General features: G+C 43.3%; 18 protein-coding genes and 3 pseudogenes. 7 read left to right on the top strand and 14 right to left on the bottom strand.

Annotation, left to right across the window (positions count from 1 at the left end):
* Positions 1-3: 3 nt before the first annotated feature.
* Positions 4-1,065, bottom strand: a pseudogene (gene hppD, locus ACQ86K_RS24990) (4-hydroxyphenylpyruvate dioxygenase); the annotation flags it as partial.
* Between the two features lie 169 nt (positions 1,066-1,234).
* Positions 1,235-2,392, bottom strand: coding sequence for a homogentisate 1,2-dioxygenase (locus ACQ86K_RS24985; RefSeq protein WP_091166718.1), 1,158 nt, complete (start codon positions 2,390-2,392; stop codon positions 1,235-1,237).
* 564 nt (positions 2,393-2,956) lie between these two features.
* Between ACQ86K_RS24985 and ACQ86K_RS24980 the strand changes: the two genes are divergently transcribed.
* Positions 2,957-3,952 carry a fumarylacetoacetate hydrolase family protein gene (locus ACQ86K_RS24980; protein WP_091166719.1) on the top strand — a complete coding sequence of 332 codons (996 nt, stop codon included), beginning with the start codon at positions 2,957-2,959 and terminating at the stop codon, positions 3,950-3,952.
* A 354-nt stretch (positions 3,953-4,306) separates the two neighbouring features.
* A complete protein-coding gene (locus tag ACQ86K_RS24975) occupies positions 4,307-5,197 on the top strand; it encodes a flavin reductase family protein (protein ID WP_091166721.1) in 891 nt (296 codons plus the stop codon).
* A 44-nt stretch (positions 5,198-5,241) separates the two neighbouring features.
* Here the strand turns inward: ACQ86K_RS24975 and ACQ86K_RS24970 are convergent, their stop codons facing one another.
* The 8 genes and pseudogenes from ACQ86K_RS24970 to ACQ86K_RS24935 form a co-directional block, all read right to left on the bottom strand.
* Positions 5,242-6,285: a ligand-binding sensor domain-containing protein gene (locus ACQ86K_RS24970; protein WP_091166723.1), complete on the bottom strand. Its 1,044-nt coding sequence runs from the start codon at positions 6,283-6,285 to the stop codon at positions 5,242-5,244.
* Positions 6,286-6,514: 229 nt separating this feature from the next.
* Entirely contained in the window at positions 6,515-7,057 is a 543-nt protein-coding gene (locus ACQ86K_RS24965; protein ID WP_091166725.1) for a L,D-transpeptidase family protein, read from the bottom strand.
* Between the two features lie 372 nt (positions 7,058-7,429).
* Positions 7,430-8,176, bottom strand: a complete 747-nt coding sequence (locus tag ACQ86K_RS24960; protein ID WP_091166727.1) for a LytR/AlgR family response regulator transcription factor — start codon at positions 8,174-8,176, stop codon at positions 7,430-7,432.
* Positions 8,173-9,207, bottom strand: a complete 1,035-nt coding sequence (locus ACQ86K_RS24955) for a sensor histidine kinase (protein WP_256337400.1) — start codon at positions 9,205-9,207, stop codon at positions 8,173-8,175. The genes ACQ86K_RS24960 and ACQ86K_RS24955 overlap by 4 nt, the downstream gene beginning before the upstream one ends.
* 28 nt (positions 9,208-9,235) lie before the next feature.
* The gene (locus tag ACQ86K_RS24950) at positions 9,236-9,571 is read right to left on the bottom strand and encodes a DUF4288 domain-containing protein (protein WP_090528450.1); all 336 of its coding nucleotides are present in this window, start codon (positions 9,569-9,571) and stop codon (positions 9,236-9,238) included.
* 36 nt (positions 9,572-9,607) lie between these two features.
* A complete protein-coding gene (locus ACQ86K_RS24945) occupies positions 9,608-9,763 on the bottom strand; it encodes a hypothetical protein (protein ID WP_431198999.1) in 156 nt (51 codons plus the stop codon).
* A gap of 3 nt (positions 9,764-9,766) precedes the next feature.
* A pseudogene (locus ACQ86K_RS24940) lies at positions 9,767-9,859 on the bottom strand (LiaF transmembrane domain-containing protein); the annotation flags it as partial.
* 2 nt (positions 9,860-9,861) lie between these two features.
* Complete coding sequence (locus tag ACQ86K_RS24935; RefSeq protein WP_431198998.1) at positions 9,862-10,461, bottom strand: LiaF transmembrane domain-containing protein; 600 nt, start codon at positions 10,459-10,461, stop codon at positions 9,862-9,864.
* A 50-nt stretch (positions 10,462-10,511) separates the two neighbouring features.
* On the opposite strand from ACQ86K_RS24935, the gene ACQ86K_RS24930 reads away from it, so the two are divergent.
* From ACQ86K_RS24930 to ACQ86K_RS24920, 3 genes are read left to right on the top strand one after another with little or no spacing between them, the layout of a single operon-like run.
* On the top strand, positions 10,512-10,649 hold the full coding sequence (locus ACQ86K_RS24930) for a hypothetical protein (RefSeq protein WP_167516053.1): 138 nt from the start codon (positions 10,512-10,514) through the stop codon (positions 10,647-10,649).
* Between the two features lie 29 nt (positions 10,650-10,678).
* Positions 10,679-11,884, top strand: coding sequence for a hypothetical protein (locus tag ACQ86K_RS24925; RefSeq protein WP_091166730.1), 1,206 nt, complete (start codon positions 10,679-10,681; stop codon positions 11,882-11,884).
* Positions 11,885-11,920: 36 nt separating this feature from the next.
* Entirely contained in the window at positions 11,921-12,304 is a 384-nt protein-coding gene (locus tag ACQ86K_RS24920; RefSeq protein ID WP_091166733.1) for a hypothetical protein, read from the top strand.
* An 86-nt stretch (positions 12,305-12,390) separates the two neighbouring features.
* Here the strand turns inward: ACQ86K_RS24920 and ACQ86K_RS24915 are convergent, their stop codons facing one another.
* Entirely contained in the window at positions 12,391-12,798 is a 408-nt protein-coding gene (locus ACQ86K_RS24915; protein WP_091166735.1) for a LiaF transmembrane domain-containing protein, read from the bottom strand.
* 14 nt (positions 12,799-12,812) lie between these two features.
* Between ACQ86K_RS24915 and ACQ86K_RS24910 the strand changes: the two genes are divergently transcribed.
* Positions 12,813-12,983: a hypothetical protein gene (locus tag ACQ86K_RS24910; RefSeq protein ID WP_176844434.1), complete on the top strand. Its 171-nt coding sequence runs from the start codon at positions 12,813-12,815 to the stop codon at positions 12,981-12,983.
* A 206-nt stretch (positions 12,984-13,189) separates the two neighbouring features.
* Here ACQ86K_RS24910 and ACQ86K_RS24905 read toward each other — a convergent pair whose 3' ends face one another.
* From ACQ86K_RS24905 to ACQ86K_RS24895, 3 genes and pseudogenes are all read right to left on the bottom strand, one after another.
* Positions 13,190-14,257: an agmatine deiminase family protein gene (locus ACQ86K_RS24905; RefSeq protein WP_091166737.1), complete on the bottom strand. Its 1,068-nt coding sequence runs from the start codon at positions 14,255-14,257 to the stop codon at positions 13,190-13,192.
* Between the two features lie 11 nt (positions 14,258-14,268).
* Complete coding sequence (locus ACQ86K_RS24900) at positions 14,269-14,640, bottom strand: four helix bundle protein (protein ID WP_091166965.1); 372 nt, start codon at positions 14,638-14,640, stop codon at positions 14,269-14,271.
* Between the two features lie 17 nt (positions 14,641-14,657).
* Positions 14,658-15,528 (bottom strand): annotated as a pseudogene (locus ACQ86K_RS24895) (carbon-nitrogen hydrolase).
* Between the two features lie 255 nt (positions 15,529-15,783).
* Here ACQ86K_RS24895 and ACQ86K_RS24890 point away from each other — a divergent pair.
* Complete coding sequence (locus ACQ86K_RS24890; RefSeq protein ID WP_431198997.1) at positions 15,784-15,945, top strand: hypothetical protein; 162 nt, start codon at positions 15,784-15,786, stop codon at positions 15,943-15,945.
* Positions 15,946-15,960 lie beyond the last annotated feature (15 nt).

Raw genomic sequence — 15,960 nt, 5'->3', positions numbered from 1 at the left:
CAATCAAAGATTTCCCCTTACTTCCTGTTCTCGTTCAATGGCCTCAAATAGGGCTTTAAAATTACCGGCACCGAATGATTTGGCACCCTTGCGCTGAATAATTTCAAAGAACAGGGTTGGCCTGTCTTCAACAGGCTTGGTGAAGATCTGCAACAGGTATCCTTCGTCATCACGATCGACCAAAATACCTAAGCGTTTTAATGGCTCAAGGTCTTCATCAATATGGCCAACGCGGTCGATCAGGTCATCATAATAGGTTGAAGGAACAGTTAAGAACTCAACGCCACGATTCTGCAGCTCGGTAACGGTGGCTACAATATCATGCGTTGCAAGGGCCAGGTGCTGTACACCTTCATCCTCATAAAATTCAAGGTATTCTTCAATCTGCGATTTCTTTTTACCCTCGGCAGGTTCATTGATCGGGAATTTTACATAGCCGTTCCCGTTGCTCATCACCTTGCTCATTAAAGCCGAATACTCGGTCGAGATCATTTTATCATCAAAGGTGAGGATATTACGGAAACCTAATACTTCCTCATAAAAATTAACCCATTCGTTCATTTTATGCCAGCCCACGTTGCCCACGCAATGGTCAACATATAGCAGGCCGGTATCTGTCGGATTGTAATTATTTTCCAGCTTTTGATATCCCGGTAAAAACAAGCCTTTGTAGTTTTTACGTTCAATGAACATGTGCACCGTTTCGCCGTATAATTTAATGCCGCTGGTTCGTACTTCGCCGTTTTCATCAGTCAGGGTTTGCGGTTGCTGGTAAGGCTGGGCACCTCGTTTGGTGGTTTGCTCAAAGGCATCGTAGGCGTCGTCAACCCAAAGGGCCAATACTTTCACACCATCGCCATGTTTTTTAACATGATCGGCAATAGGGTGATCAGAGTGAAGAGGAGTGGTGAGCACTATCCTGATTTTGCCTTGCTGCAAAACGTACGATGCCCTGTCGCGCACCCCGGTTTCGGGGCCGGCATAAGCCAGGTTTTGAAAACCGAAGGCCGTTTTATAATAATGGGCCGCCTGCTTGGCATTGCCAACATAAAATTCCACATAATCGGTACCGTTAAGGGGTAGGAAGTCAGCCCCTCTAAATCTCCCCCGGTAGGGGAGACTTTTTTATCTAAAGTTTGTGTGTGCATTTTAATTAGTGATTTAGTGAGTTAATGATTAGTGATTTTGGCATTACGGCTAATTGCCTTTCAGCTTTTACCTTTCGCCTTTAACCTCACATTTGCCAGCTCTTATAATAATTTTCGTCCTCAATCTTAATCGCGTCTTCCGTGAGCATCAGCGGCCTGAACGGATCGATCATCACCGCCAGCTCATCTGTTGATTCTTTGCCTATTGATTTTTCAACCGAGCCGGGGTGCGGGCCATGTGGGATGCCACCGGGGTGCAGGGTGATCTGCCCTTTTACCACGCTTTTGCGGCTCATGAAATCGCCATCTACATAATATAACACCTCGTCGCTGTCCACATTACTGTGGTTATAAGGTGCAGGGATAGATAACGGATGGTAATCAAACTTGCGGGGCACAAAGGAGCAGATTACAAAGTTATTACCCTCAAAGGTTTGGTGTACCGGAGGCGGCTGGTGTAAGCGCCCGGTTATGGGTTCAAAATCATGGATAGATAGCGCCCAGGGATAATGGAATCCATCCCAGCCCACAAAATCAAAAGGATGAGTGCCATATATATAGGGATAAATAAGACCTTGCTTTTTGATCAGGATCTTGAAATCGCCATGCTCATCATAAGTTTTCAGATCGGCCGGTAGTTTGATATCGCGCTCGCAATAAGGAGAATGTTCCATCAATTGACCATATTGGTTTCGGTAGCGTTTTGGCGGCCGGATAGGGCTAAAGCTTTCCACAATGAAAAGCCGGTTGCCCATGCCGTCAAACTCCATCTGGTAAATGGTGCCGCGGGGGATCACCAGGTAATCGCCGTATTGAAACTTGATATTACCAAAGCCTGTTTTTAAAGTACCTGTGCCTTCGTGAATAAAAACTACTTCATCGGCCTGGCTGTTCTTATAAAAATAATCGGTCATGCTTTGGCGCGGCGCTGCCAGCGAAATATGCAGATCGCTGTTTACCAGTACCGGCTTGCGGCTTTGCAGGTAGTCATCCTCGGGCTGGATATTGAAACCTATCAGACTGGTATGCTTCAGGTGTTTTTCGCGTGCTATTTTGGGCTCCACGCTGTAGGGCTCGCCAAGGGTTTTTACAATGGTGGGTGGGTAGGCGTGGTATACCAGCGAATAAAGGCTTGAAAAACCTTCTGTTGACACCAGCTCTTCGGCATATAAACTACCATCGGGCTTACGGAATTGCGTATGCCGCTTAGGCGGAATTGATCCTAAACTATGATATAGAGGCATGAATTGGTTTAATTGGTTAACAATAAAACGTATAAAATGCTGATTTGTGTTCGGGCTAAAAAGTCCGTAACGCCTAGCCTGACCATTTAATAAATAATGGTTAAAAAAGATAGAGGAAAGAGGAGGGGAAATTAGTATTGCGCCAGCACGATCTTGGCAAGCATAGCATCTCTGAACGATGACGCATCGCTCATGGAGGTTAACCCCAATGAAAACAGGAAATGCATTTGTACGCGTAACATGATACTAAGTTAGGGGGATTATTTTTAGGATGCAAATTTAGGGTTGAATAGTGAGTGGTTGATTAGGTGAGTGGTTAGTTATTTTTTAATTCTTACGCCGCCGCTCGGCTCCAGCCGAGTGGCGACTATAAAACGGCCTCTGGCCGCCGGCATGATGTATACAGGCCAGAGGCCTGGGAATAATTACCACTCGGCTGGAGCCGAGCGGTGGCAGTATATCTTTATATACGCCCGCGAGAGAGACCACTCAACTTAATCAACCATTCACTATAATTCCCTCAATCAAAATCATTAGCTTTGATTATACCAATTAAGCTACTCTATGAAATTAGTATCCTATAAAACCGAAGACCGCGAACATCTTGGCGTTTTTGTTAATGGCCACATCTACAATTTAAACTCATGCGATAAGCTGATCCCTGATAACATGAACGAATTTTTATGGGGAGGGCCAGAACTGATGGAACATGCCGCGCGGGTTAATGAAGAAATCCGGTCGGGAAAGATAGAGGCTAAAGAGGAACTGTTTTTTGAGCTAATGGCCCCGGTGCCGCACCCAACATCATGCCGCGATGGTTATGCGTTCCGTCAGCATGTGGCTTCGGCAAGGCGTAACCGTAAGCTGGATATGATACCCGAGTTTGATCAGTATCCTATATTTTATTTCACTAACCATAACGCTGTACAAGGGCCCGGCGAAATTGAATGTATGCCCGATCATTTTCAAAAGCTTGATTTTGAGCTGGAAGTTGCCGTTGTTCTCAATAAAAAAGGACGTAACATTACCGCCGCCGAAGCCGATAGCTTTATTGCCGGTTACATGATCATGAACGATATGAGCGCCCGCACCCTGCAAATGGAAGAAATGCTGCTGAACCTTGGCCCGGCAAAGGGTAAGGATTTTTCGACGGTGATTGGTCCCTGGCTGGTAACGCCCGACGAACTGGAGCAATATAAAGTACCTGCAAAACCTGGTCATACAGGGAATGCCTATAACCTGGAGATGAAATGCGTGGTGAATGGCAAACAGGTATCGGCAGGTAATATGGCCGATATGGACTGGACCTTTGCCGAGATCATTGAGCGAGCTGCCTATGGTTGCGATGTTTTACCGGGCGATGTAATAGGTTCGGGCACGGTTGGCACAGGCTGTTTTCTTGAACTGAATGGCACCGGCGTACTTAATAATGCCGATTATGAACCACAATGGCTGCAGCCGGGTGATCTGGTTGAAATGGAAGTTACCGGTTTAGGGATGCTGGGGAATATTATAGAAAAAGCGGATAGTAATTTTTCGATCTTGAAGTTAAAGAAGTAAAAAGAATATACCACACTATTGCAAATAATTGTGTTATTGCGAGAAATCATTAGGGAAACTCCGGAAAAAATGGTAATGACGTATAAAATACGTTTTAGAGATGGTGTGCGGGGCGCGTTAGTGATAGGAGCGGATACCGGCCTTGTGGCTAATGCCTGTGCAGTATGAGCGTATAGCACGGGCCGCAGGCAACGCTCATGTTTATAATATCGATCAAAAAAATATTTAATAACCAACAACTTACAACCAAGTCATTATAAGCGTAGCGTGGCACCCGCATGTTATACAGTGTGGCTTTGCTTACGCGCTATTGCCACCCTACGCTCGCAATGGCATGTTTTATAATATTTACCCATGCCAACCATCCATATATCCGATCTTTCTCCTGTTCAACTGCAAAGCTACCTGAACTTTGCGGTAGCACCACGACCGATTTGCCTGGCCTCAACGGTTGATAAAGCCGGGAATGTAAACCTGAGCCCATTCAGCTATTTTAATATTTTCAGCGTTAATCCGCCCATTTGTATTTTTTCGCCATCGCGCAGGGTAAGGGACAATACCACCAAACACACGCTCGAAAATATCAGGGAAGTGCCCGAATGCGTGATCAATATTGTTAACTATGATATGGTACAGCAAACTTCGCTCTCAAGCGTAGAATATCCTCAGGGCGTTAATGAGTTTATTAAATCGGGTTTAACGCAGTTACCTTCGCAACTGGTAAAACCCCCGCGTGTGGCCGAGTCATACGTACAACTGGAATGTGTGGTTAACGAAGTGATTGAATTGGGGCAAAGTCATGGTGCAGGTAATCTTGTGCTTGCCGAAATTAAGCTGGTCCATATTAATGATGCCGTTTTAGATGCAGAGGGCAAAATAAACCAGGCCAAAATGGACCTGGTTGCCCGGCTTGGCGGCGACTGGTATTGCCGGGTTACTAAAGATAACCTGTTTAAAGTAGCCAAACCCAATACCAAAATGGGCATAGGTGTTGATGCACTGCCTTATGCTATCCGTAACTCAAGGATCCTTACAGGTAACAACCTCGGGCAATTGGGTAACCTCGAAGCTATACCCGGCGATGAAGCTATTGAAGCCTTTGCGCTTACCCCGGAGATAAAAGAAGTACTTGATGCCACCATCGGCGATAGTCAGACCCGTGAGTTGCAATTACATTTGAAAGCTAAGCAATTGCTTGAAGAAGAGCGGGTTGAAGAAGCTTTGATGGCGTTGCTGATGGAATGATAGCTGAATATGTATTCTTCTGCCAGTGTAGTACGGATCATCAGCTACATCCCTTTAAAGTCTGTTATAGTATTTCCATCATACCGGTACACTCCACCTACAGCACCAAACCAAATATTTCCTTTATCATCTTCTAAAATCCCAAAAACCATTGGCTTATTAGTTATTTCGGTTACTGATGGCTTTTTATCAGACAAGGATTTTTCATCGTAACGAGAAAGCGCCCAGGCCGCTGTATTAGCGCTAAAACCAGAAAGTACCCTGTTAGGGTTATCAGCATTTTCTGAACTTGTCCAAATGTTTCCTTTTTTATCTTCGTAAACGTAACCCGCAAATTTCCGGGTGAAATTGGTAAATGAACTACCATCATAGCGCCACAGTCCATCACTGCCGGCGAGCCAGATATTGCCCTTTTTATCTTCCATTACAGAACGAACGTTGGTAAAAGGTTTACCATTACGGCTGAAAACGTTAAATATTTTTCCGTCGTACACAAAGGTGTTGCCTCTTGTTGCAAACCAAAGCTTGCCCGTTCTGTCTTCAATAATTGAATTAACTTCATAAGGTGCCCTATCCGGAAATGTTTTCCCTGTTGGGTCTTCATTCATCCCATTTCCGTTTATGATATAATTCCGAAATGATGTTCCGTCATACCGGCTTGTTCCACCCCGAACGCCGAACCAGATGCTGCCTTTTTTATCTTCATAAATACTTACAACATCATTATTGAGAAGGCCATCCTTTATTGTAAAATTGCGAAAGGATTTACCATCGTAACGGTAAGCACCTGAACCGATAGAGCCAAACCACAGGTTGCCTTTCTTATCTTCTAAAACAGAAAAAAAGCGGGCCGAAGTCACTTTACTTGTGATATTGGTAAAAGATTTCCCATCGTACCGAAAAATGCCATCAAAAGCAGCAATCCAAATGTTGCCTTTTTTATCTTGTATGATATTACGGGTAATTCGGTTAGGCCCGGCGAAAGGAACTACGTTCTCGGCATGTTTTTGCTGGGCCTGTACAGGGAAATAAATTACTCCTGCCAGCAGAATAATCAGGCAGGAGAAAACGTTTCTTTTCTTTTTCATATCATATCAAAGTTGATCCAGCGAAATTACTTTGATACCTCTCCGTCAGAAGAACCAGGATTGTAAATAAAAATGTAAACTTTGTAAATAAAGCCTCCATATTATGCCTGGTGGCCGAAGCCTCCTCTCCCAGGGAGTGCAAATACTTATTTGGATTGACATTGAGCTGATAACACCGATCACAAGCTAAATATTTGAGCCCCAACCGCGTAATTAAAAAAATCAACGGTCAATACGCGTATTCCTTCCCTTTAAGATGATAATCAACTGGTAGCTGTCGTTTTTCAAATAATTCGTAAGCCGGTTTGAGGTTGCGCCAAAAGGCATCCTGTTTGTAAGCCGCATAGCGCTTTAAGTTTGCGTCATCCATCCGGAAAGGGAAAATATCAACACGAACTTGCTTTTGGCCGGCTACAAACGCCTCGTAAACCAGGGTATAAATTTCTTCAATGCGCGCATCAGTCATGGCATAGCAACCTATAGAAGCACAATGCCCATGTACCATGATGGCGCTGCCGGTATAACCTTTAGCTTTATCAATGGCATTAGGATAGCCTACATTAATAGCCAGGTAATAGTTGCTTACCGGGTTAAGTTGTTTGGGTTCTATGGTATATAAGCCTTCCGGGCTTTTACCATCGCCGCTGCGGGTTTTGGTACCTAATCCGCCTGAATATGTGCATACGTCATAAGTTTTAAAGAGCTGGTATTTATTAGCCGATTTTACCCATACTTCAAGTACGCTGATGTCTTTAATGATACGGAGGTACACTGGGCCATAGGGGCAAAGCCTTTATCTTTAAGTTCTTTCTGAAGTTTAGGCCATATTTTAAGACGTACATCGGTGGCCCGTTTGCTGTCGGGGATTTCGGTTTTGTGAAGTGCTAATAATAGAATCAGCAACAACAACGTAATTGGTTTAGGCATTGGTTAGGTTTTTAACTATAATTATAGTTAACGGAGTTATTGGAAGGAAATTATGTGGGAGGGGAGATTTTTTGTTGGCTAAAAATGCAGGTTATAGTCTCCATGTCATTGCGAGCGCAGCGCGGCAATCGCACGGATGCATAGCCGCTCTGTATAGCATGCGATTGCTCTCGTCGTCCCTCCTCGCAATGACATTTTTTGTTGTAAGCAGTTGGTGCTATATCCCCAACACCTGCTTCAACTTCACATACCCTGTTTTACTTACCGGGATTTTGGCACCCGATTTCAGGATGGCCAGGTGCGCGTCTTTTTCGTATGGATCGATACGGGTGATTTGTTGTATGGCTACGATGTAGGAGCGATGAACACGAACAAAATGATTAGGATCAAGGGTTTGCTCAAAAAAGCTCATGGTTTTGTTTTTGAGGTACGAGCCTTCTTTGGTGATCACACTTACATAATCATCATCAGCCTGCAAATACTCAACATCGGCAACGGGGATGATCTTTACCTTAGTGCCAGTTTTTACCACAATACGCTCATGCTGCGCAGGCGACTGGGTAGCGGCGGTTTCCAGCAACTCTTCCGTTTGTTTAACAGCCGGTTTTGGCGTGGCTGAAGCCAGGAATTTTTCAACCGCTTTATTAAAGCGTTCTTTACTGAATGGTTTTAATAAATAGTCAACCGCGTGTGCTTCAAAAGCTTTGATGGCGTATTCGTCAAATGCGGTAGCAAATATTACGGCAGGAGGCTGTTCAACCAGTTCCAACATTTCGAAGCCGGTAATTTTGGGCATCTGGATATCTAAAAAGACCAGGTCGGGCTGGTGCTGTTGAATGGCTTTAAGGCCTTCAAAGCCGTCGTTGCATTCCTGTATCAGTTCAATGTCTTTAAAATCAAGCAGGTATTCCCTTACAACCATGCGGGCTAAAGGTTCATCATCAATAATTAAAGCTCGCTTCATAGTTGCGGTATTTTTATAATGGTTGTGTACAGATCATCGCTCGCATGGGTTTCCATTAAATCATTGCGGGCATACAGCAAATATAATCGCCGTTGCACTCCCCGCAAACCAAAACCTGTACCTTTTTTTGGTTTAGATGTTTGCGGATCGTAAGGGTTCTGTACCATTAAGTTCAGGTAGCCATCCTCAATTTCACCGCGAATGCTCACTGTAACTTCGCCTATGGTGTCGTACAGGCCAAATTTAATGGCATTTTCAACCAAAGGCTGTAACAGCATGGATGGTAATATGGCACTTCCGCATTTGGGGTCACAGCTTATTTCGGTTTGTAGGCGGTGGCCAAAGCGTACTTTTTCTATGTCGAGGTAGAGGTTAAGATGCGCCAATTCCTCGGTAAGGCTAACCTGCAGCTGATCGTCCTTTTTAAGTGTTCCGCGCAAAAAGTCGGATAACTGGTGGATCATCCTGCGGGCCTCATCTGGTTTAAAGCCAATAAGCGCGTTGATGGAATTTAAGCTGTTAAACAGGAAGTGGGGCTGTAGTTGCTGCCTCAAATTATATAATTCGGCCTCGCGGGCCAACTGCTCAGCTTCGGTTTTGCGTTTCAGGGTTTCTTTCTGATCCAATTGCGAAAACCATAACAAACTGATCATCGCCATCCACCCTATAGCTAAAAAGTCGGTAAAAAAGCGGATGGTTAACGATTGGGCCAGGAAACCGGTGTAAATCGTATCGCTGTTAATTAACGGCAAAAGGTAACGGCAGCCGGCCGTACAGATCCCTGCAAGCGCAACACACCATATAAAGAGATTAATATAGCTGCCCTTGCCCGGTTGGTAGTAACGTAAGTTGTTATTGATAAGCCAGCATGCACATGAAAGCAATATGGCGCTTAACAGGCCATCGGTAGCGGCGGTGAACCATAAAAAACCAAAACTATGGATGATGTAAGTTTGCAATGCAGCCCAGGCCACACCGCATATTACAAATGCCGCGTATAGTTTTGATGATTGTATTGATGGAACTTCCAAAACGGGTTACTTTCTGTGGTTTTAAGGTTTAATTTCTGATGCCCAATAAGGCCGACTTATGATGCGCCCATGCAATGTACAGGTCGGCATCGGGTGTTTCGTGTATGTTGTAATACAATTCAGCACCGTCGGTAAGTTCGCCAAGCTGGTTAAGCTCGGCTACATCAATAAATTGCCATTTAACGGTTTGTTTTTCAATATTCTTGAAGCTATCCTGGTTGGCGTGACCTATCCGGTTAGCTTTTTCATAAGCTACCAGTTCATTATCTGCGCTGATCAATCTTAATTGCTCATCAAATTGCGCCTGATGGTCGCCATCCCCGCTTATCACCCTGAAAACTAATTTTGCTACGTACCAGTTCATGTTTTTATGCTTTTCGTAATTAGCTGCCTTGATTAATTAATAACTGCGGATATCCACCCCTGCAAATATGGATACGCCTTTAAGTACCAGCACCTTTTCGCTGCCTACACTTGCGGTGCTCCTGATGCGTTTATCATCAACACTGGCAAAAACCGCCGCCAGGTCAGATACTACCTGCCAGTTTGATGGCACAATAATTTTGGTGCCGCCGAAGATCTGGGTAATGTCAATGATAATGCGGCCGTTAATATCTGCCTGGGTAAAATCAAGCTCGGCCCCGCCAAATATGTTTACGATATCACCACCGCGGAACTGTTTGGAAAGAATGGTTTTGTTAACCCCACCAAAAATGGATACAGTATCGATATAATCATCGCCAGAATATTTGGTGTTGTATTGCTGTTGTTTTTGTGCGTAAGGATCAACCGGGGGATCTCGCTGCCTTCTTCTTTTACGGTGTAGTCAACAGTTTCGGCTTTTTCAAATTGGAAGGGCTCTTTTTTATCCCAGTTGGCCCATTTCTCTCCTTTGAAATCGTTTTTCCATTGCTGCGGATCAAAATGTTTGTTGCGCCTTAATATCAGCCACATACCAAATCCAATTACAGCTAAGGGCCAAAGAATACGGTCGGAATTATTGATGTTTTTGCTGAGCAGAAGCAATACACCTAAGCCTACCAGCAAAAGCCATGAGGCTTTTTTGTACTGATGCTTTGAGCCAATATAAAGCCCCCAGAAGACAAGCCAAAATGGCCACAAAACAATATTATGTGGTATAAAGAAGAGGTTGAACTGCTGAAGCAGCAGTATGCTGCCTACAGCAAGTAAAATGATCCCGGCAACAGACTTACCCTTGTTGGGATCTTTTGGATGTTCTATATCGTTGTTCATTGTATTATCTGCAAATTGAAATCATATCCAAAACTAAGGTAACATTATAGTTGAGCCAAACAAAAACTGGCGACGTATTTAAAGAAATCGGTGAAGGGGGATGTTTTGGCGGTGAAAAAGTTGCGGTTGATTTTTTATCATCCGGCAAAAATAAAAATTTGTATGTTGCGACGGTTTTTTATCTATAAATAACCATACTAAACTTTATCATATTAAGATGAAACAGGACTTTAGCCCATTCCGCGGCACTGTGTTTGAAAAGGAATACACCCTCAGTATTGGATGGAAAATATTTTTATACATCTTTATTGCGACGATGATTATCGGAGGGGCTTATCTGACTTATACTTCTATCGCCGATAAAAGTTGGTGGCTGCCGTCAATCGGTATTGCGCTGATAGCGCTGGGTATTTATTGTTATCTCGAATTAAAAGCAAGTAAGATAATTATATCCAATAACGGTATAAAAAGAGTAGGATATTTTAGCAGCCGGGAACTGTTGACGAATGATATTAAAGGTTACGATACCGCCCAGGGTAAAAGGATAACGATACGGCCTGTCGATAAATCAAATAAAGCAATAGTTTTAAGCGATTACAGCTACTTTTCTGACCATCGCGGGATATTGGAATGGATATTGGCAAATTGTAAGGATCTTGATGCCGAACAGGAACGGATAGGAATTGAGGAGATCCAAAACGACGATAGTTACGGCTACACCGGAGAAGAGCGGTTGGCCGAGTTAAAACGGTTAAAGCGATTTTGCTCGTACTTTAATTATGCCGGAGCAGCTGTGTGCTTTTGGGTGTTTATGTATCCCCGGCCTTATGATTTTGCTGTTTTAACAGGCATTGTATGGCCTTTAGTAGTGATGTTTGTGTTTTATTCAAAGAGAGATGTGGTTACGCTTAACAGTGCCGATAGGAAGAAACAGGCTGTATATCCATCACTGAACACTGCATTTATACTGCCGCCGTTTGCGCTTCTGGTAAGAACTTTTGTTGATTTTAAATTAATGCATTTAACAGATGCACTTTTGCCTGCAGCCGTAATTATGGTTGTTTTAGGCGCAGCTTTTATTGGGATAATAATGAGCGCGAAGGAAAAAGCACGTAACAACAGAACTACCTGGTTCAGCGCTGTGATGTTTGTTCTGTTATATGGTTTTACAGCACCTATCCTGATCAATTGTAATTTTGATTACGCCGAACCAAAAGTGTACACAGCACGGGTGCTTAACCAAAGGGTATTGACGGGGAAACATACTTCATATGAATTAACACTAAGCAAATGGGGGCCGAAAGAAAGCGAAGAAACCGAAGTATCCAAATCGCTTTATTACCAGGTCAAAGTTGGGGATACTGTATACATAAATCTAAAACCCGGACTTTTTAAAATGCCATGGTTTTATGTCAGTAAATAAGTTGGTAAATTAAGGGCTCAAATCCGGTCAAACTCAATGAAAATACTGGCGATATCAGCAGGCATATTAATAGCAATATTATCTGTGCTTGGAATGCTGAATTGTAAAGCACAGTTGCAGATACAAAATGAAGGAAGCATTGTAAAAATGAAAATAATTGAGCTTCCGGGCGTGTGTAGTGGAACTAAAGCTAAGTACTTTATGAAAGTATTTTATGAGGGGGCGACATACTCAAAGCAGATAGGCGCAAATTTTTGTGAGACGCACCGGGTAGGGAAAAATATAGAGATGAAGTATTTAAAAGGGAAAGATCAGATTCTTTTTCCTGAAGAAGATGTAATAGGTAATTTAATTGCCGCCACCGCAATATGCCTTTTGGGTATATTTATTATAATATACGCACTGAAAACACTGCAATAAGCTCTACTTGCCCGCGGTTTATATAAAACAAAAAGCCGGGGCTTTTTAAAAATGCCCCGGCTTTGATATATGATGGATGATTGAGTTTAAGCTTCGGTTTTGGGTTGTTCAAAGTCGAAGTGTTGTTTAGCTTTTTCGTTCTTTTCCCAGAAGTCCCGGTCGGTTTGTTTGGCCGGTTTGATGGCTATCCAGGTGCCAAGCAGCATCAATGCAATTGGCCAGGTTATACGGTCGGCGTTATAAACGTTATCATTTACCAGGAATATGATGCCTAACAGTATCATAAAGATCCATGATGGTTTTTTAAAGTCATGTTTGGCACCCATGTAAGCGCCCCAGGCTATGAACCACATTGGCCAGCTAAAAAGCCAGTCGGGAAGTAGGAAGGCATTAAGCTGATCTATCAGAAATAAACCACCGGCTGCCAGTAAAATTATTCCTAACATGATTTTGCCATTTCTTTTGTTTTCGGTGTTTATTATATCGTTGTTCATCGCTTTAAGTTTTAATGTTACCCAAAACTACTGCAACAGGGCAGGCGGGTCAATCAATTGTTGGCGATGTAAGGGGAGATGTCGGTAAAGTAGGGGATAAGGGCGGTGAAAAGAAGCGGAGCGGCAAGAGCCAGGAAGTCAAGAGTCAAGAAGCAAGATCAAAGAAGCAAGAAAAGAAAGAGTAGGTTCTTATTCAAAAATCAAATTGTCATACGACAGAGCACCGGAAGGAATGAGCGCCCGAGCGAAAGAGAAATCTTATGCGCCATATATCTCACAGCAAGGTGTATAAGATTTCTCCTCACACCACCCCATGCCCCCACCGGTTCGTCGAAATGACAATTTTTGATCAAAAAAGAACCCTCTCCTTTGGAGAGGGCAGGGTGAGGTCTTATTCCGGTTCTTGCTGGCTCAGGCAGTGGAAACTGCCGAGGCCCCAGATAATGTCGGTACTGTCAATGCCCACAACCTTGCGGTCGGGAAAGCATTTGGTTAATATATCAAGCGCTTTATCGTCGTTCTTTGAACGGTAAGTAGGCACAATAACGGCCGAGTTGGCAATGTAAAAATTAGCATAAGATGCCGGTAAACGGGTATCTTCATAAACAACCGCATCAGGCATGGGCAATTCAACAATGTTTAGCTGTTTGCCGTTAAGCAGGCGCATGGTTTTCAGCGTTTCGAGGTTTTCCTGTAGCAGGTGATAGTTTTCATCGTTCTTATCTTCCTCCACAACGGTAACTACGGTATCTTCGTTTACAAAGCGGGTGATATCGTCGATATGTCCGTCGGTATCATCTCCTACAATGCCATCACCCAGCCAAAGGATCTGTTCTGCGCCATAATAACTTTGCAGGTAGCTCTCAATTTGTTGCTGGTTAAGCTGCGGGTTCCGGTTTTTGTTAAGCAGGCAAGCAGTGGTAGTTAAAATAGTGCCTTTACCGTTAAAGTCGACCGAGCCACCTTCCATTACTATGCCGGGATTAAATACCGGCAAACCAAAGTGGTTACCTATTTTGGTAGGGATCACGTCATCCAGGTCGAATGGAGGGTATTTGCCGCCCCATGCGTTATAACCCCAGTCTACGATAGCTTTTTGACTTGTAGTTGGGTTGATCAAAAACGCCGGACCGTGGTCGCGGCACCAGGCATCATTGGTCGGGAATTCAAAGATCTCGATCTTATTCAAATCCACACCGGCATTCTGCAGTTGAAAAATTACAGATGCTTTCATATCCTCATTTACTACGTTGATACGTACCAGTTCGCCTTCGGTAACTACCTTAATGAACTCAATGTAAGGTGCGTAAATGGTATCGATCTTGCCCGGCCATGAAGCTTCCTTATGTGGCCAGCTTAACCAAGTGGCGGTATGTTTAGCCCACTCGGCGGGAAAAGAAAAGCCTTGCGAGGCGGGGGTAAGTATAATTTTGTCCATAGTCGATAGTCGATGGTCCATGGTAGAAGGTTTTATAGTGTATTTCTCAAAGCTGTTATCATTTTACATAATGCCTGGTATTCATTATATAATTTATGAAAATCATCTTCCTTAATAATTTTTCGTTTTTTGGCAATAAACAGACATGCTACAACTTCAATGGCTGATCTTAATGCGTAACTTAAAAAAGTTTTGAAAACTGCATTGGTTTGTCCCGTGCAACCTTCGGCGATATTAAGTACTACAGAATCAGCAGCCCTTTTTATTTGGGACGTTAAAATAAATAACTCTTCCTTCGGAAAACTGTTTTTTGTAAGTGAATTAATCTCATCAGTTAGCTCCAGAGCTTTTTGCCAGACCTGGAGGTTTTCAAATTTAAAGCCATACTTTTTACAATGGTCTATGGACTATCGACCATGGACTAATCCTCATCTAACAGTCTCTTTGTTATCGGCTGATAAGAATCTATGCGGCGATCCCTCAAAAACGGCCAGTGGCTGCGGTAGTAATCCGATTTATCCAGATCAAGTTCCTGTACTATAACTTCTTCCAGATCATGTGATGTTTGATGTATAATAGCACCAAATGGGTTAGCAAAGAACGAACCGCCCCAGAATTTTACACCGGCTTCCTCGCCAACACGGTTCACACTTACTACGTGTATGCCATTAGCTACCGCATGCGAACGTTGAATGGTTTGCCATGCGTTGTATTGCTCAACGTTGGTAGCTCTCGTCTTGAGTGGTAGCCCAGCCAATTGCGGTTGGGTAAAATAATATATCGGCACCCATTAAAGCGGTGATACGCGCTGCTTCAGGGTACCATTGGTCCCAGCAGATCAATACACCTATACGGGCAAATTTGGTGTTGAATACTTTGTAACCCAAATCGCCAGGCGTGAAGTAAAATTTTTCGTAAAAGCCCGGATCATCAGGAATATGCATTTTGCGGTATTTTCCTAAATAGCTTCCGTCGGCATCAAGCACGGCAGTGGTGTTGTGGTAAACACCCTGAGCACGTTTTTCAAATAACGAAGCAATGATCACCACATTCAGCTCGGCAGCAACTTTTGAAAGCTCATCGGTTGATGGGCCGGGAATGGCTTCGGCCAGCTTAAAATTGTCGTAATTTTCTTCATCGCAAAAGTAAAGCGAGGTAAAAAGTTCCTGTAAACAAACTATTTGCGCGCCTTTAGCAGCCGCTTCCCTTACTTTAACAATTGCTTTCTGCAGGTTCTGCTCTTTATCAGCAGTACAGCTCATTTGTACTAAACCAACTTTTACTTTACTCATCTCCAAAAAATTTGCGCAAAAATAACACTTTGTTGTCAGGATTTTACCGATTTGATGTTATGATTACACAGCGTTGAATATTTGATTACAATAGCCATGGTTTAATTATTTGAGCTATGAATTATCCTGGTAAGAATAGCCCGTAATAATTAACTGATTTACTGGTTTTAATGTTTGTGAAAACAAAATGAAGAAAAATTGTTAATTGACTATCCCGTACATCCAAATAAAAAAATAACATAGCTTTGCAGCCGAATGACACAAACAGAAGACATCATTGACGAAGGTGCCGAACACAAAACCTGGAAAGGTAAGCTTTGGGGCGTTATAAAAGTAATCCTTATCATAGCAGTAACCGGGGGTTGCTTTACTATGTATTCAGTAAGGTTCCGTTTGCGAAAATTAAATATCGCTTAATCCATGCCGACCGCG

Origin of the sequence: Mucilaginibacter sp. P19 (genome assembly GCF_050632265.1) — a bacterium.
Lineage (GTDB): Bacteria > Bacteroidota > Bacteroidia > Sphingobacteriales > Sphingobacteriaceae > Mucilaginibacter > Mucilaginibacter gossypii.
The sequence above is the reverse complement of the archived record's forward strand: the minus strand, read 5'-3'. Positions and strand labels throughout refer to the sequence as shown.

Bases quoted from the DNA above. Each gene is read 5' to 3' on its own strand.
- ACQ86K_RS24985 (WP_091166718.1), bottom strand. From the start codon at position 2,392: ATGCCTCTATATCATAGTTTAGGATCAATTCCGCCTAAGCGGCATACG.
- ACQ86K_RS24980 (WP_091166719.1), top strand. From the start codon at position 2,957: ATGAAATTAGTATCCTATAAAACCGAAGACCGCGAACATCTTGGCGTT.
- ACQ86K_RS24975 (WP_091166721.1), top strand. From the start codon at position 4,307: ATGCCAACCATCCATATATCCGATCTTTCTCCTGTTCAACTGCAAAGC.
- ACQ86K_RS24970 (WP_091166723.1), bottom strand. From the start codon at position 6,285: ATGAAAAAGAAAAGAAACGTTTTCTCCTGCCTGATTATTCTGCTGGCA.
- ACQ86K_RS24960 (WP_091166727.1), bottom strand. From the start codon at position 8,176: ATGAAGCGAGCTTTAATTATTGATGATGAACCTTTAGCCCGCATGGTT.
- ACQ86K_RS24950 (WP_090528450.1), bottom strand. From the start codon at position 9,571: ATGAACTGGTACGTAGCAAAATTAGTTTTCAGGGTGATAAGCGGGGAT.
- ACQ86K_RS24935 (WP_431198998.1), bottom strand. From the start codon at position 10,461: ATGAACAACGATATAGAACATCCAAAAGATCCCAACAAGGGTAAGTCT.
- ACQ86K_RS24925 (WP_091166730.1), top strand. From the start codon at position 10,679: ATGAAACAGGACTTTAGCCCATTCCGCGGCACTGTGTTTGAAAAGGAA.
- ACQ86K_RS24920 (WP_091166733.1), top strand. From the start codon at position 11,921: ATGAAAATACTGGCGATATCAGCAGGCATATTAATAGCAATATTATCT.
- ACQ86K_RS24915 (WP_091166735.1), bottom strand. From the start codon at position 12,798: ATGAACAACGATATAATAAACACCGAAAACAAAAGAAATGGCAAAATC.
- ACQ86K_RS24910 (WP_176844434.1), top strand. From the start codon at position 12,813: ATGTTACCCAAAACTACTGCAACAGGGCAGGCGGGTCAATCAATTGTT.
- ACQ86K_RS24905 (WP_091166737.1), bottom strand. From the start codon at position 14,257: ATGGACCATCGACTATCGACTATGGACAAAATTATACTTACCCCCGCC.
- ACQ86K_RS24890 (WP_431198997.1), top strand. From the start codon at position 15,784: ATGACACAAACAGAAGACATCATTGACGAAGGTGCCGAACACAAAACC.